The sequence below is a fragment of the Kineococcus sp. NPDC059986 genome (assembly GCF_040702905.1).
In the GTDB taxonomy this organism is placed as follows: Bacteria; Actinomycetota; Actinomycetes; order Actinomycetales; family Kineococcaceae; genus Kineococcus.
This window is the reverse complement of record NZ_JBFBND010000031.1, coordinates 1-13,182: the sequence shown is the minus strand read 5'-3', so window position 1 is coordinate 13,182 and position 13,182 is coordinate 1. Positions and strand designations below refer to the sequence as shown.

General features: G+C 70.8%; 12 protein-coding genes and 1 pseudogene. 5 read left to right on the top strand and 8 right to left on the bottom strand.

Going from position 1 to position 13,182, the window contains the following annotated elements:
• The 3 genes from AB0637_RS19230 to AB0637_RS19220 form a co-directional block, all read right to left on the bottom strand.
• Entirely contained in the window at positions 1 to 1,056 is a 1,056-nt protein-coding gene (locus AB0637_RS19230; RefSeq protein ID WP_366174294.1) for a GGDEF domain-containing protein, read from the bottom strand.
• A 92-nt stretch (positions 1,057 to 1,148) separates the two neighbouring features.
• Positions 1,149 to 2,168, bottom strand: coding sequence for a GGDEF domain-containing protein (locus AB0637_RS19225; protein WP_366174293.1), 1,020 nt, complete (start codon positions 2,166 to 2,168; stop codon positions 1,149 to 1,151).
• A gap of 66 nt (positions 2,169 to 2,234) precedes the next feature.
• On the bottom strand, positions 2,235 to 3,143 hold the full coding sequence (locus AB0637_RS19220; RefSeq protein WP_366174292.1) for a DMT family transporter: 909 nt from the start codon (positions 3,141 to 3,143) through the stop codon (positions 2,235 to 2,237).
• 56 nt (positions 3,144 to 3,199) lie between these two features.
• Here AB0637_RS19220 and AB0637_RS19215 point away from each other — a divergent pair, with 56 nt between their 5' ends.
• From AB0637_RS19215 to AB0637_RS19205, 3 genes are all read left to right on the top strand, one after another.
• Positions 3,200 to 3,847: a TetR/AcrR family transcriptional regulator gene (locus tag AB0637_RS19215; protein WP_366174291.1), complete on the top strand. Its 648-nt coding sequence runs from the start codon at positions 3,200 to 3,202 to the stop codon at positions 3,845 to 3,847.
• Positions 3,844 to 4,239, top strand: a complete 396-nt coding sequence (locus tag AB0637_RS19210) for a DUF427 domain-containing protein (protein ID WP_366174290.1) — start codon at positions 3,844 to 3,846, stop codon at positions 4,237 to 4,239. Before AB0637_RS19215 ends, AB0637_RS19210 begins: the two co-directional genes overlap by 4 nt.
• Before the next feature lie 106 nt (positions 4,240 to 4,345).
• On the top strand, positions 4,346 to 4,510 hold the full coding sequence (locus AB0637_RS19205; protein ID WP_366174289.1) for a S26 family signal peptidase: 165 nt from the start codon (positions 4,346 to 4,348) through the stop codon (positions 4,508 to 4,510).
• A gap of 193 nt (positions 4,511 to 4,703) precedes the next feature.
• Here AB0637_RS19205 and AB0637_RS19200 read toward each other — a convergent pair whose 3' ends face one another.
• From AB0637_RS19200 to AB0637_RS19185, 4 genes are all read right to left on the bottom strand, one after another.
• Complete coding sequence (locus AB0637_RS19200; RefSeq protein ID WP_366174288.1) at positions 4,704 to 5,630, bottom strand: carbohydrate ABC transporter permease; 927 nt, start codon at positions 5,628 to 5,630, stop codon at positions 4,704 to 4,706.
• 8 nt (positions 5,631 to 5,638) lie between these two features.
• Complete coding sequence (locus tag AB0637_RS19195; RefSeq protein ID WP_366174287.1) at positions 5,639 to 6,577, bottom strand: sugar ABC transporter permease; 939 nt, start codon at positions 6,575 to 6,577, stop codon at positions 5,639 to 5,641.
• Entirely contained in the window at positions 6,574 to 7,917 is a 1,344-nt protein-coding gene (locus AB0637_RS19190; RefSeq protein ID WP_366174286.1) for an extracellular solute-binding protein, read from the bottom strand. The genes AB0637_RS19195 and AB0637_RS19190 overlap by 4 nt, the downstream gene beginning before the upstream one ends.
• 117 nt (positions 7,918 to 8,034) lie before the next feature.
• Positions 8,035 to 10,158 (bottom strand): beta-galactosidase, encoded by a 2,124-nt coding sequence (locus AB0637_RS19185; RefSeq protein WP_366174285.1) that lies wholly within the window; start codon positions 10,156 to 10,158, stop codon positions 8,035 to 8,037.
• Positions 10,159 to 10,370: 212 nt separating this feature from the next.
• Here AB0637_RS19185 and AB0637_RS19180 point away from each other — a divergent pair, with 212 nt between their 5' ends.
• Both AB0637_RS19180 and AB0637_RS19175 read left to right on the top strand, forming a co-directional pair.
• A complete protein-coding gene (locus AB0637_RS19180; protein ID WP_366174284.1) occupies positions 10,371 to 11,387 on the top strand; it encodes a LacI family DNA-binding transcriptional regulator in 1,017 nt (338 codons plus the stop codon).
• A gap of 123 nt (positions 11,388 to 11,510) precedes the next feature.
• Complete coding sequence (locus AB0637_RS19175) at positions 11,511 to 13,061, top strand: glycoside hydrolase family 43 protein (protein WP_366174283.1); 1,551 nt, start codon at positions 11,511 to 11,513, stop codon at positions 13,059 to 13,061.
• Here the strand turns inward: AB0637_RS19175 and AB0637_RS19170 are convergent.
• A pseudogene (locus AB0637_RS19170) lies at positions 13,058 to 13,182 on the bottom strand (IS630 family transposase); the annotation flags it as partial. The gene AB0637_RS19175 and the pseudogene AB0637_RS19170 sit on opposite strands and share 4 nt — an antisense overlap.

The following is a 13,182-nucleotide window of genomic DNA, read 5'->3' as shown; positions in this document are numbered from 1 at the left end:
TCAGGCGCTGCGGGTCGTGCGCCGCTTCTCCGCGTACATCGCCGCGTCCGCCTCGGACAGCAGGTCGTCCGGGTCGCAGGGGTGCGAGGCGACCGCGACACCGGTGCTGGCCCCGACGGACAGGACCGTGCCGTCGCCCAGGACGACGTCCTGTTCCAGGTCGTGCCGCACCCCCGCGGCGACCACCGTGGCCTGCGCCGCGTCGGTCAGCCCGGTGAGGACGAGCACGAACTCGTCGCCGCCGGTGCGGGCCACGACGTCGCCCGCCCTCCGACCCCGGGACAGCCGGGACGCGACGACCGTCAGGAGTTCGTCGCCCGCGCCGTGGCCGTGGGTGTCGTTGACGGCCTTGAACCCGTCGAGGTCCACGAAGAGGACGGCCGTCATCGCCTCGGCCGAGGCGGCGGCCGCCGCCCGTGCGAGCGGTTCCTGCAGACCGCGGCGGCCGAGCAGACCGGTGAGCGTGTCGTGGGCGGCCGCGCGCTCCAGCACCTCCACGTGCTCGCGCCGTTCGGCTTCGAGCGCGTCCGCGGTCGCCTGCGCGCGCCGGGAGAACTCCGCGACGTTGTTGAGGACCGGGAAGAAGAAGCTCAGCAGGGCGGTCCCGATGAGCAGACCCGGCAGGACCCCCACGATGCCGTCGACCCAGCCCAGGGCCTGCACGCCGAAGGCGAGGCCCGAGCAGCCGACGATGCACCCGACGGTCTGCAGCAGTCGACGCGGCGTCGGCACCGTGAGGACGCCGTAGACGCCGGCCGTGGCGCAGGCGCCCGGGACGACGACACCGAGCCCGAGCGAGGTGAGGACCGTCCCGATGAGGACGCAGGAGACGACGAGCGGCCACGGCCCCCACGTGGTCGCACCCCAGGGGTCGGTGTGGACGCGCATCCGCGGGGCGCCCTGGACGCCGAGCAGGAAACCGCCGGCCACGGCGGGGACCAGGTGGACGTCGAGGCTGGCCCACCGGGCGAACAGCCCCAGCGCGGCGATGACGAGGGCCACGCCGACGGGCCAGGCCACGTCGGCCGCCCACCCCGCGGCCCGCGGTGCAGCCACCGGATCCTCCCCGTCCGCCCACCCCGACGGTGGTCCCGTCTCCATCATCTGCCGAACTCGTGCACGCGTGCAGGCGAACGGTGCACGTCGCGTCAGGCGGCGGACAGCCGGCCCCGGCCGGCCCGCTTCGCGACGTAGAGCGCGGCGTCCGCGCTGGCGTAGAGGTCCTCGGCACGGGTGGCCGTCGGCGACAGCCACGCGAGGCCGGCGCTGATCGAGAGCGGGACGAGGGCGCCGTCCGGCAGCTGCAGAGGGGTGGAGCGGACGATGTCGACGAACTGCTGGGCCCGGTGGGCCGCGGTCTCGCGCGGGCAGTCGAGCATGAGGACGGCCAGCTCGTCGCCGCCCATGCGGGCGACCAGGTCGGCCTCGCGGCAGCGACCGGTCAGCAGGGACGCGACGTGGGTCAGGGCGGCGTCACCGCCGAGGTGCCCGTAGGTGTCGTTGATGGTCTTGAACCGGTCGAGGTCGATGAGCACGAGCGAGGCCTCGGCGACCCGGTGCTCCACGGCCCGCGCCGTCGCCGTGTCCAGCACGCGCCGGGTCCACAGACCCGTCAACGGGTCGATGCTCGCCTGCTGCCGCAAGCGTTCCACGAGGCGTTCCTGCACGGCCTGGGCGCGGGTGAGCACACCGCTGATGAGCAGGAACAGGACGGTCATGTAGGCGAAGTCGGTGACGGCCTGCTGCGGCTCCAGCAGCGTCCACACGACGACGGCCTCCCCCGCGGTCGTCGCCGCCGTCACCAGCGCGACGCCGCCGACCCGCAACTGGGCGGCGGCCCACACCACGGGAACGATGAAGAAGACCTGTCCGGTGAGGGTGGCGTCCCGCGTCACGAGGTCGAGCCAGACGACGGTGAGGACCCCGACCAGGGGGGCCAGGACGATGAGCGGGCCGACCCGGTCGGCGGGTCGCCGCACCAGCACGACGGAGAGCGCGCCCAGGACGCCGGCGCCGCACAGTTCCGGGACCGGCACCCCGCCCGCGTTGACCGCACCGGTGGCGATGTTGGTGAAGATCGTCACCATGAGGGCGACGACCGCCCACGTGCGGGCCGACCGCGGGTTGCGCGCCTCGAGCGAGTGCAGCAGGCGACGTCGACGGGACACGCGGCTCACGCCGTCGGCCCGTCGGGTTCCCTCCACACCTCCTCATCGGGCCCCGGCGACGCCGCCTCAACCGTTGAAGGCGACAGGAACCCGCTCGGAGCAACGGTGGGAGCGGTGCAACAACGCGACCGCCGCGCCGCTGACGCCCAGGCCGAGGAGCGCGAGGACCGGCGGCGTCCGCCCGGAGAGCGGGAGGGCCCACAGGGTCGTCACCGCGGGGGTCAGGTAGAGGAGCGTGCTGACGCGGCCCGCACCGTCGCGCGCCGTGACGACGTAGTAGAGGGCGTAGCTGCTCACCCCGGCGAGCACACCCCACCCGACGGCGACCCAGAACCCGGGAACCGGCGGCGGCGCGAGCGCGCCGGCGGGGACGGCGAACCCCACCGCGAAACCCGCGGTGACGAGGGACTGCACGGCCAGGCTGGGCAGCAGGGGGACGCTGCTGCCCGAGGGCCGGGACCAGCGCTCCTGCAGCAGCGTTCCGACGGTGAGGGCGAGCATCGCGCCGAACGGCAGGGCCAGCGTGGGCAGGGCGGTGCCGGAGCGCAGGTCGGCCACCGCCGTCAGGGCGACGCCCGCCGTCCCGAGCAGGAGCCCGCCGACCTGGACCGTCGTCAGCCGCCGGCCCGCCGCCAGGGCAGCGCCGACGAGGACGACCGCCGGTTGCAGGGAGGTGACGAGAGCCGACGTGCCCGCGGGGACCCCCGCCGCGGCCGCCTGCACGACGCCGGCGAGGTAGAGCGCCTGGCACAGCACCCCCACGACGGCCTGCCGCACCCAGTCGCGGCGGTCCAGCAGCCGGCAGGCCGCGGGCAGCCACGGCGCGAGGACGACGGCGGTCACCAGGCAGCGCCAGGCCAGGAGCGTGCCGGGGTCCGCGTGTGCGGCGCCGAGCTCGGCGCTGAGGAACCCCGAGCTCCAGACGACGACGAGGGCGGCCCCGCGGAAGGTCGCGGAGTGCGTGGAGGTGGACACGGCCGCAGGTAACCATACCGGTCGGTATACTCGCAGTGCACCCGACAGGAGGCCCCGTGCCGCTCACCACCGTCCCCACCGCGCTCGACGACGCGACGCCGCCGGCGCTGCGCCCCGTGCTCGCACCGCTGCCCGCACTGACCGCGGCGGGCGACCGGCTCCTCGCCGCGGCCTCGGAGCTCTTCTACGACCGCGGCGTCCGAGCGGTGGGCGTCGACCTCATCGCCGACACCGCCGGGACGACGAAGAAGACGCTCTACGACCGGTTCGGCTCCAAGGACGCCCTCGTCGCGCTGTACCTGCTGCGGCGGGCGCACCGCTGGCGCGAGCACCTCGCCGCCCGGCTGGCCGAGGGCGGGGGGCCTCCCGCGCTGACGGTCTTCACGGCGCTCGAGACGTGGATGGGCACGCAGCACCGCGGTTGCGCCTTCGTCAACGCCTACGCCGAGCTCGGCGGCGGGCCCGGAGCGCAGGAGCACCCCGCCGTCGCGGTGATCCGGTCCGAGAAGGCGTGGATGCGGGCGCTGTTCGACGACCTGACGGGCGAGGCGGTGCTGGGCGGCCGCGTGCACCTCGTCTACGAAGGGGCGCTCGTGCTGCGCACCGCGGGCGGTGACCCGGACGCGATCGCCGCCGGCCGGGACGCGGCGGCGGCCCTGCTGGCCGGAAGGTCCGACCCGCCGCGGGAGTTGTCCCCGACATGAGCACCCGCAAGCACCTCGAACCCGGCCCGGCCCACCCGATCACCGTCACGCCGACCGACGGCGAGGTCGTCGTTCGCGTCGGCGACACCGTCGTGGCCCGCACGACGTCGGCCCTGACACTGCAGGAGGCCGACTACCCGCCCGTGCAGTACGTCCCCCTCGCCGACGTGGCCCCGGACGTGCTGCAGCCCAGCGGCACCCGCACCTGGTGCCCCTACAAGGGCGAGGCGTCGTACTGGTCGGTCAGCGTCGACGGCACCGACCTCCCGGACAGTGCGTGGGGTTACCCGGACGCCTCCCCCGCCGTCGTGCGGATCGCCGGGCACGTCGCGTTCTACCCCGACCGGTGTCCGTCACCGTCGGGTGAGCAGCGCCCGGCAGGGTTCCGGTGACGCGCGACGTCGGTCGCGTCCGCTGAGGTCGAGCGGGAGGTCGCCGTCCGCGAGCCCGACCGGCGCGGGCCCCTCGGCACGGTCGTCGCGGACGTGGTGACCTGCCGTGGGGTTGCTGCCCGAGGACTCCAGCGAGCACCTGGTCAAGCGGGTCATCGGGCTGCCGGGGGACCACGTGGTGTGCACCGACCCCCACGGTCCGGTGAGCGTGAACGGGGTCGCGGTCGTGGAGCCGGCCCACCTGGAGCCGGGGGCGGCCCCGTGCCGGTAAGGCGTTCGACGTCACCGTCGCGGCGGACCAGTTGTGGGTACCGCGGGTGCGGGCTCGACCGGGTGCAGGATGCGGGCGTAGGCGAGGGCGCCGCGTGGGACGGCGAGGGCGTGTGCCAGCGCGCCATCTCGCCAGCAGGTCACCTCGACCACACCGTGCACCAAGAGGTTCTTCCAGTTCGGAGGCCACGTGATCACTCCTTGACGCTGCCGCTCGACAGGCCGCTCTGCCAAAACCGCTGCAGCACGACGAACGCCACGACCAGCGGGACGACGCTGACGGCCGAGCCGGTGATGACCGTCGAGAACAGCGCCTGCGAACCGCCCCCGGCGGCGCTGGCGGCCTGCTGCTGGGCCAGCCCCACTGTCAGGGGGTAGAGCGAGGACGTGTTCAGCATGATGAGCGGCAGGAAGTAGTTGTTCCAGGAGGCCACGAGGGCGAAGAGGAACACCGTCACCATGCCGGGGGCGAGCAGGCGCAGGGACACCTGCACGAAGGTGCGGAACTCACCGGCCCCGTCCACGCGGGCCGCTTCCAGGAGGGAGTCGGGGATCGCGTCGGCGGCGTAGACCCGCATGAGGTAGACGCCGAACGGGCTGACCAGGGACGGCAGGATGACCGCCCACGGGGTGTTGGTCAGTGCCAGTGAGTTGAAGAGCAGGTAGGTCGGCAGTGCGAGTGCCGTCAACGGGATCATCACCGCACCCAGAGAGATGCTGAACAACAACCGGTCGCCGGCGAACCGGTACTTCGCGAAGGCGTACCCGGCGAGAGTCGCGAGCAGGGTGGCACCGGCCGCGCTCGTCCCGGCGTAGAGCACGGTGTTCACCGACCAGCGGAGGAAGATCCCGTCGCCCGCGCTGAACACGTCGTGCAGGTTGTCCCAGAGCGCGAAGTGGTGGCCGAACGAGAACCCGAAGGTGCTGAACAGGTCGGAGTTGTCCTTGGTCGCAGCGATCAGGAGCCAGAGCAGCGGCAGCACGAAGTAGGCCGCGACGAGCCAGAGCAGGACGCTCAGCAGTCGGTGCCCTGAGCGCGGGGAGCTGCGTCGGGACCTCGCGGCCGGATCGGTCGCGGACGGGACGCCTGGGCGGGTCCGCAGGGTCTTCAGGGTGCTCACTGGGCGCCTCAGTTCGCGGTGCCGCCGCGGTTGACCCGCAACTGCACGAGGTAGGAGATGACGGCGATGACCAGACCGAGGAGGAACGCGACCGCAGCCGCGTAGTTCACGTCCTGGTTCACGAAGGCCAGGTTGTAGGCGTAGAAGTTCGGGGTGAAGCCGTTCGAGATCGCGGTGGGCGCGATGCCCTTGAGCAGCGCGGGTTCGTTGAACAGCTGGAACGTCCCGATGATGGAGAAGATCACCGTCAGGACGATCGCCGGTCCGATCGCGGGGATCTTGATGCTCCACGCCTGTCGGACCAACCCGGCGCCGTCGATCGAGGCGGCCTCGAGGAGTTCGGCGGGGATCGTGCGCAAGGCGGAGTACATGATGATCATGTTGTAGCCGACGAACTCCCACGTGACGATGTTCATCATCGACCCCAGGACCGTGCCTGGAGCCAGGACGTCGGGGGCGCTCGCTCCGAAGGCCCTGAACACCTGGGCCAGCGGGCCGAAGTCGCGGCCGTAGAGGTACCCCCACATCATCGTCGCCACCACACCAGGTACTGCGTACGGGACGAAGTACAACAGGCGGAGAACTCCGGCCCCCCGGGCCCGGCCACTGTCCAGGGCCAGCGCCAGGAAGAGGGCGCCGCCCAACATCACAGGTACCTGGACGAGCAGGAACAACCCCATCCGGCCTACCCCGGCGAGGAACTCCGGATCGCTGAGAGCGGTGAGGTAGTTCTGCGCGCCGACGAACGAGGTACCACCGATCAGCCGCGTTCGGAAGAGACTGAGGTAACCCGAGTACCCGAGGGGAATGACGAGCATGGCCAGGAAGACGACGAAGAAGGGTGCCAGGAAGAGGTACGCGGCTCGAGCCCGGCGGCGATCTCCGGCCGACCGAGCAGGGGGGCGAGGCCGGGCCGGCGGGACAGTGAGGGCCGTGTCGGAGGTCATCGACCTGTCACCGTGAATCCCTGGTCCTTCGCGTACTTCTCCAGAACGCCCTGCCAGTCGTCCAAGGCGGCCGACAGGTCGCCCTTGGCACCGATCGCCTTGCCGACCACTTCGGTGTACTGCGAGGCGGCGTAGTCGGTGAACGGGAGCCACGCGAACTCGGTGTCGACGGTCCCGGAGATCTCGGCGAACAGCTCGTTGACCTTCTGGCCGCCGAAGAAGTCGACCGGCTGGTCTGTGAACGTCGGGTCCTTCAAGACGCCCTCGGCTGCTGGGAACAACGACTGCTCGAGGGCCAGCTTCGTCGTCGATGCCGGGTCGTGGTTGATCCACTTCGCCAGTTCGTAGGCGGCGATGCGGTTCTGGGTGGTGGACAGCACGGCGTTGGAGGAGCCGCCCCAGTTGCCCGAGACGTTCTGTCCCGCCGACCACTGGGGCAGTGGCGCCGCCCGCCACAACCCCGTGGTCGACTCGACCGTGCCCTGCAGGAACACCGGGGCCCAGGCGGCGGTGAGCCAGCCGGCGTACTTCCCTGAGTTCAACGCCTGGTAGTAGGCGTCGTTGAAGTCGGCGTCGACGGAGACCAGGTCGCGTTGGATCAGGTCCTGCCAGTAGGCGATGACCTTCTTGGCTCCGGTGCTGTTGACCGAGATCGAGACGCCCTTGTCGCCGTCGTAGGCGAATGGTTTCACGCCGGCCTGCCACAGCAGGCCGATGAACGGACCGAAGTCGTTGTTGGCGAAGTTGCTGATGTAGCTGCCGGTGCTCCGGACCTTCTCCGCGGCCACGGCGTAGTCCGCCCAGGTCACCGGGGGTGTCTCGACCCCGGCCTTCTGGAGGAGGTCGTAGCGGTAGAGGTTCCCCATCGGCCCGGTGTCCTGCGGGATCGCCCACACGGACTCGCCGGTGGAGACCTGCTTCCAGACCCAGTCGACGTAGTCCGCGGAGAGGTCGCCGGCGCCGAGGGGGCCGAGGTCGAGGAGGGAGTCGTTGACCTCGAAGGAGCTGAGGTACTGGTACTCGATCTGCACGACGTCGGGGGCACCGTCCTTGGACTTCACCGCAGTGCGCACCTTCTGGTAGTGCGCCAGGCCCTGGCCGACGTTCTCGACCTTGACCTTGATCTTGGGGTACTTGCGCTGGAACAGGTCCACTTCCTTCTGGATGTCCGGCACCCATGTCCAGAAGGTGAGCTGGGTGTCGGTGTCCAAGGCCTTGCGGACGTCGTCGCTGGACACCGGTTCGGTGTCACCGGTGCCGCTGGAGCAGGCGCTGAGCGCGAGACCGGTGAGGAAGGTGCCGGCGAACATCGCCGCGGCTGCGCGTCGGGTGGGGTTCATGGTCGTCTCTCCGTCGAGAAGGGTCCGCACCGGTGGGGGCGGGCGAGGGGGTGAGCGTGCGCGGTGCGCGGCTCCGCGTGGCGAGGGTGCACGCGAGAGGGGGGTGGGACCTGCGGGTCAGGCGTCGAAGACGAGGACGCGGACCGACCAGGCGGGGAGCTTCAGCAGGGTGCCGGCGCTGATCCGAGCTCCGTCGATCAGGTCGTCGGCGTCCAGGACCAGCCGTGCGCGTCCCTCCTGCCATCCCCAGGACGTGACGACCACGACGATCCGCCCGTCGGGCAGGGACCCGCTGGTGGTCCGGACGGCTCCGCTCACGGGGAGTACGAACGCCGCCGCGAGGGGAGGAACGGCGGCGGCCTGCTCGATCAGCGCGGCGGCCAGTGCGGGGGACGGTACGCATCCCACGGTAGTGACCCGCCCGTCGCCGGCCCGGTGGGTGGTGACGGCGGCGAAGTCGGCGAACCGGGGGTGGTCGTAGCGAGCCAGGACATCAGCTCCAGCGGTCATCAGGCCGTCGATCCACCATCGGGCGGTGGATCCCTCTGGCAGGTCGGAAAGGGGTCGGGTCGGGGTCTGGGGCGAGGGTTGGGTCGCGATCACCGGTACCTCCCCGTCGACCGTCGAGAACTCCTCGTACCAGGCACCCGCGAGGTCGGTCAGTCCCGGTGGGGCCACTTCCGTACGGGCTCGCGCCTCCTGATCCGCGTAGGCCGTGCGGGGCGTCAGGACCAGGTGTCCGCCGGCCAGGGCGTAGCGGCGCAGCAGATCGAGCTGCGCGTCGGTGAGGACGTAGGTCCCTGCGGCGACGAGCAGGGGGTGGTGGGACACGACCTGGGCGATGCCGACATCGCTCGTGAGCTCCTCGAGCTGTTCCACGTGCAGGAGGCGGGCTTGTCGGCCGGAGTCCACGGTGCCCCGGTGGAACGCGTCGACGAGGTGCTCGTAGGACTCCGGATCCGGCACCCCGCCTGTCTGGAACGGGGGTTGGAACTGCAGGGCGTGCCGGCTCGCAGTCGACCAGAGGATCGTGACGTCGGAGTGCGGGACGTATCCGTCGAGGGTGTTGCCGGCGGCCGCGAAGTCGGCGCCGATCTGTTGGATCTCGGCGTAGACCCGACCCGGTCGCAGGCTGTGCGGAAGCACACCACCCCAGTAGGTCTCCGCTCCGAAGGGCAACGTGTGCCAGTGCCAGTACTCGATCATCGAGGCCCCGCGGGAGACGAACGTCCACGCGATCTGGCGCAGCTGGCCCGGGTACGGCGGGCGACCGTCGTCGATGGTGCCGATCGACTGGGCGTTGGTCTCGGTGACGAGGAAGCGGGCCTGGCGCGAGGCGTAGGTGCGGTCGGCCTGACGCAGCAGACCGGCGACGCCGGTGGTGGTCCAGTGGTTGGGCTGGTCCTTGGTCACACCGATCTCGAGGTGGTCCTGAACGCCGTAGTAGGGATTCCCCGCCGCGACGTCGAGCACCTCGTTGACCGTGCGCTCGTCCAGCCCGGGCCGCGGGTACTGCAGGCAGGTCGTGACGAACTGACCTGGCGTGCGGTAGTCATCCACGATGGAGGCCTGCCAGGCGATGAACTCGGTGGTCTGCTCGGTCTGGAACCTGCGCCAGGCGAGGTCGTACTGCGGGAAGGAGTTCCCCTCCGGGCGCCACAGTTCTGACCAGTCATCCAGGCGGTGCGACCAGTAGGTCAGACCCCACTCGGCGTTGAGGTTCTCGACGGTCGCGTACCGACGTCGGAGCCAGCGCACGAACCGGGTGAAGACGGCGCGGTTGTGCAGCAGTTCCAGGCCTGGCTCGTTGTCGACCTGGAAACCCACCACGGCCGGGTGGCGGGCGTAGCGGTCCAAGATGGACCGGATCACCCGTTCGGCGTAGAAGCGGAAGGCCGGCTGCGTGTAGTCCAGTTCCTGTCGCGCGCCCCAGGGGACCGGCTCGCCGTTTCGGCGTTCCGCGGCGATCTCGGGATGGGAGACCTGCAACCACGGCGGCACCGCGTAGGTGGGCGTCCCGAGGATCACTCGGACACCGCGGTCGTGGGCGGACTCGAGCACGGGGGAGAGCCACTCCAGGTCGAACTCACCGTCACGGGGTTCCCAGGTCGACCAGACGGATTCCCCGACGCGGATCACGGTGATGCCGGCCCGGTGCATGAGGTCCAGGTCGAGCTCGGTCCGGGGCCTGCGGTGGTACTCGGGGTAGTAGGCGACGCCGAGCTGGAGACCGGGTGGCACTGCGGTCTCGGCGGTGTCGGGAGGGGGAGGAGGCGGCATCGGGGCTGGCTCACTTCGTCGTCGGGCGTCCAGGTGAGAGCACCGTAGACGCTGATGTTCTCGATAACAAGCGGGTGGGCTCCTTGCCCGGTCGCGGCGACCCGCAGCCGGCTCCGGGTCGCCGTAGGGTTCTCCTCGCTGGAGGACGCAGGCGAGATGGAGCGGGGGACGGCATGGCGGCGGGTGCGGCGCGGGGAAAGCCGGCGACGATCTACGACGTCGCCGAGCTGGCCGGGGTCTCGCACATCACCGTCAGCCGGTTCCTCAGCGGATTCAGCGGGATGCGCGCGGCGACCCGCGAGCGGGTCGCCGCCGCGGTGGCCGAACTCGACTACACGCCGAACCCGATGGGACGCAGCCTGCGCCTGCAGCGCATCGACCGCATCGCCTACCTCGCCGACCGCCTCGATGAGTACGGCCCCTCACAACTGCTCCTGGGTGCTCTGTCGGCCGCTCGGGCCCGCGGCTACATCCTCGACGTCGTCCCGACAGGGGAAGGGGTGCTGTCCGTCGACGCCGCCGTGGACCTGGTCGGGCGCGAACGGGTCGCGGGGATCGTCCTGTCTGGCCGCACCGAGCCCGCCCGCTCCGTCCTGACCCGACGGGCATTCTCCGTGCCCGTGGTCGAGGACTTCGAACTCCACGTCGCCGGGACGTCGACGCCGGTCGACGAGTGGGTGGGCCAGATCGCAGCCGAGCACCTGCTCGCGCAGGGCCACCGGCGAGTGGCCCTGCTGGAGGGTCCGGCCGCCTGGGCCGCCTCCAGCAGTCGTGCCGGTGGGTTCCGCGCAGCCCTGGCGCGAGGGGGTGGTTCGGTCCTGGTGGTCGAGACGGGCGACTGGTCTCCGCGATCTGGCTACGAGGCGACCACCCGGATGCTCTCCGCTGGTCTGGGGGACGCTACCGCGCTTGGCGTCGCCAACGACGCGATGGCCCTCGGCGCTCTCTCCGCACTCTTCGACGCGGGCATCCGTGTGCCCGAGGACCTGGCGGTCATCGGGGTCGACGACCTTCCGCAGGCCGCGTACGCGAGGCCAGGTCTGTCGACCGTCGCCGTGGACCACGCAGCCGAGGGACGCCACGTCGTCGACGCCCTCGTCGACCGCATCGAGGGCGTCGCGCCCCCGGGCGTGCCGAGCCAGGTGCCCGCCCCGCTGCTCGTCGTCAGAGGGTCGACCACCCGCGCCTGACGGGGTCAGACCGCGAGGGACCCTTGACCACGATTCGGAAACCCTTGTATGTTCTCGAAAACATCAACCGGCCGTGAGGCTCTCTCCGCCGGCTCCCTGGTTCGTCGTTCGAAGGAGAACACCGTGACGACCCTCCCTTCCCGCCGCCGCGTCGGGCGCACTCCGGCCCGGGCCGCCGGCCTCCTCGTGGGCCTGGGCCTGGTCGCAACCCTTGCGACCGCCCCTCCCGCCGCCGCCACCGACCGCACCCGGAACGCAGCCAGTGGCGGGGTGACGTACGACAACCCTGTCTACCCCGCGAGCGGGTTGCCCGATCCCCAGGTGACCCTGGGCGACGACGGGTACTACTACCTCACGGGAACCACCACCAGTTCCTCGATCGAGATCATCCGCTCGGCCTCGCTGACGGACATGCGTGGCGCCGTCCGGAAGATCGTCTACGTACCGCCGGCCCCTTTCAACAAGGACGTGTGGGCGCCGGAACTTCACCGGATCGACGGGGTCTGGTACATCTACACGACCGCCTCGGACCTGGACTACGGGACCGTCGGCAACCCGGCCGTGGGACGCAACCGGATCCAGGTGCTGCAGAACACGTCCTCCGACCCGCTGGCCGGGAACTGGACCAGCCTCGGGACGGTCAACGGCATCGACACGTCCATCGGGTCCCTCGACGGCACGATCTTCGAGAGCGGGGGTTCTCGGTACTTCGTCTTCGTCTACTCCCAGAACGGCAACCACGTCTACATCGCCAGGATGAGCAACCCCTGGACCTTGAGCACGACGCCGGTCGAGATCATCCGCCCGACGCAGGCATGGGAGGGGCAGTGGACCACGGAAGGTCCAGCCGTTCTGGTCCGCAACGGCCGCGTCTTCATCTCCTACTCCGCGAACGACTGTGGGTCGGACGACTACTCGATGGGACTCGTGAGCGCAGACCAGGGCGGCGATCTGCTGAACCCGGCCGCCTGGACGAAGGCGAATGGTCCGGTCATGCGCACGAACGCCGCGGCGGGGGTCTTCGCGCCCGGGCACAACTCGTTCACGACGTCCCCGGACGGCAGTGAGGACTACGTCGTCTACCACGCGAACTCTGCTGCAGGGCAGGGCTGCGGGAACCACCGCACGGCCCGCGTGCAGCGTCTGACGTGGGGAACCGACGGAGCCCCAGCGTTTCCGACCCCGGCCTCCACCGGTCTGCAGACACCGGCATGGGACGTGGGGGCCGATGCCCTGGTCCGCAACGCGGGATTCGAGCGCGACCGGGGAGCTCGCTCGCTCCCGAGCGGTTGGACCACGACCGACCGCGACCAGTCTGCGTTCTACACCGAGCCCGGTGGGCACACGGGCGCATTCCAGGGAACCCACTGGGCCGCACGCCCGTACCGCGTCTACACCTACCAGACCATCCCGGACCTGCCTGCCGGAAACTACACGTTGACGGCCTGGGTGAAATCCAGCGGCGGTCAGGCTGAGGCTGGAGTCGAGGTGAAGGACTACGCAGGCAACGGCAGCAAGAACTACCTCCCGATCGGCCCCGCCGGGGAGTGGACCCAGGTCACCATTCCAAGCGTTTCGGTGACGGCCGGCCAGGCGACCGTCGGGTTCTGGTCGAACGCGTCGGCGGGCCAGTGGCTGAACTTCGACGACGTGAAGCTGACGCCCAGCAGCTAGTGTCGTGAGTCGATGATTCGTCGGCGGTAGTCGCCGAGCGACTCCAGGATCTGCTCGGCGGTCTTGACCCAGACGTAGGGACGAGGGTTCTCGTTCCACGTCGTGATCCAGGACCGGATGT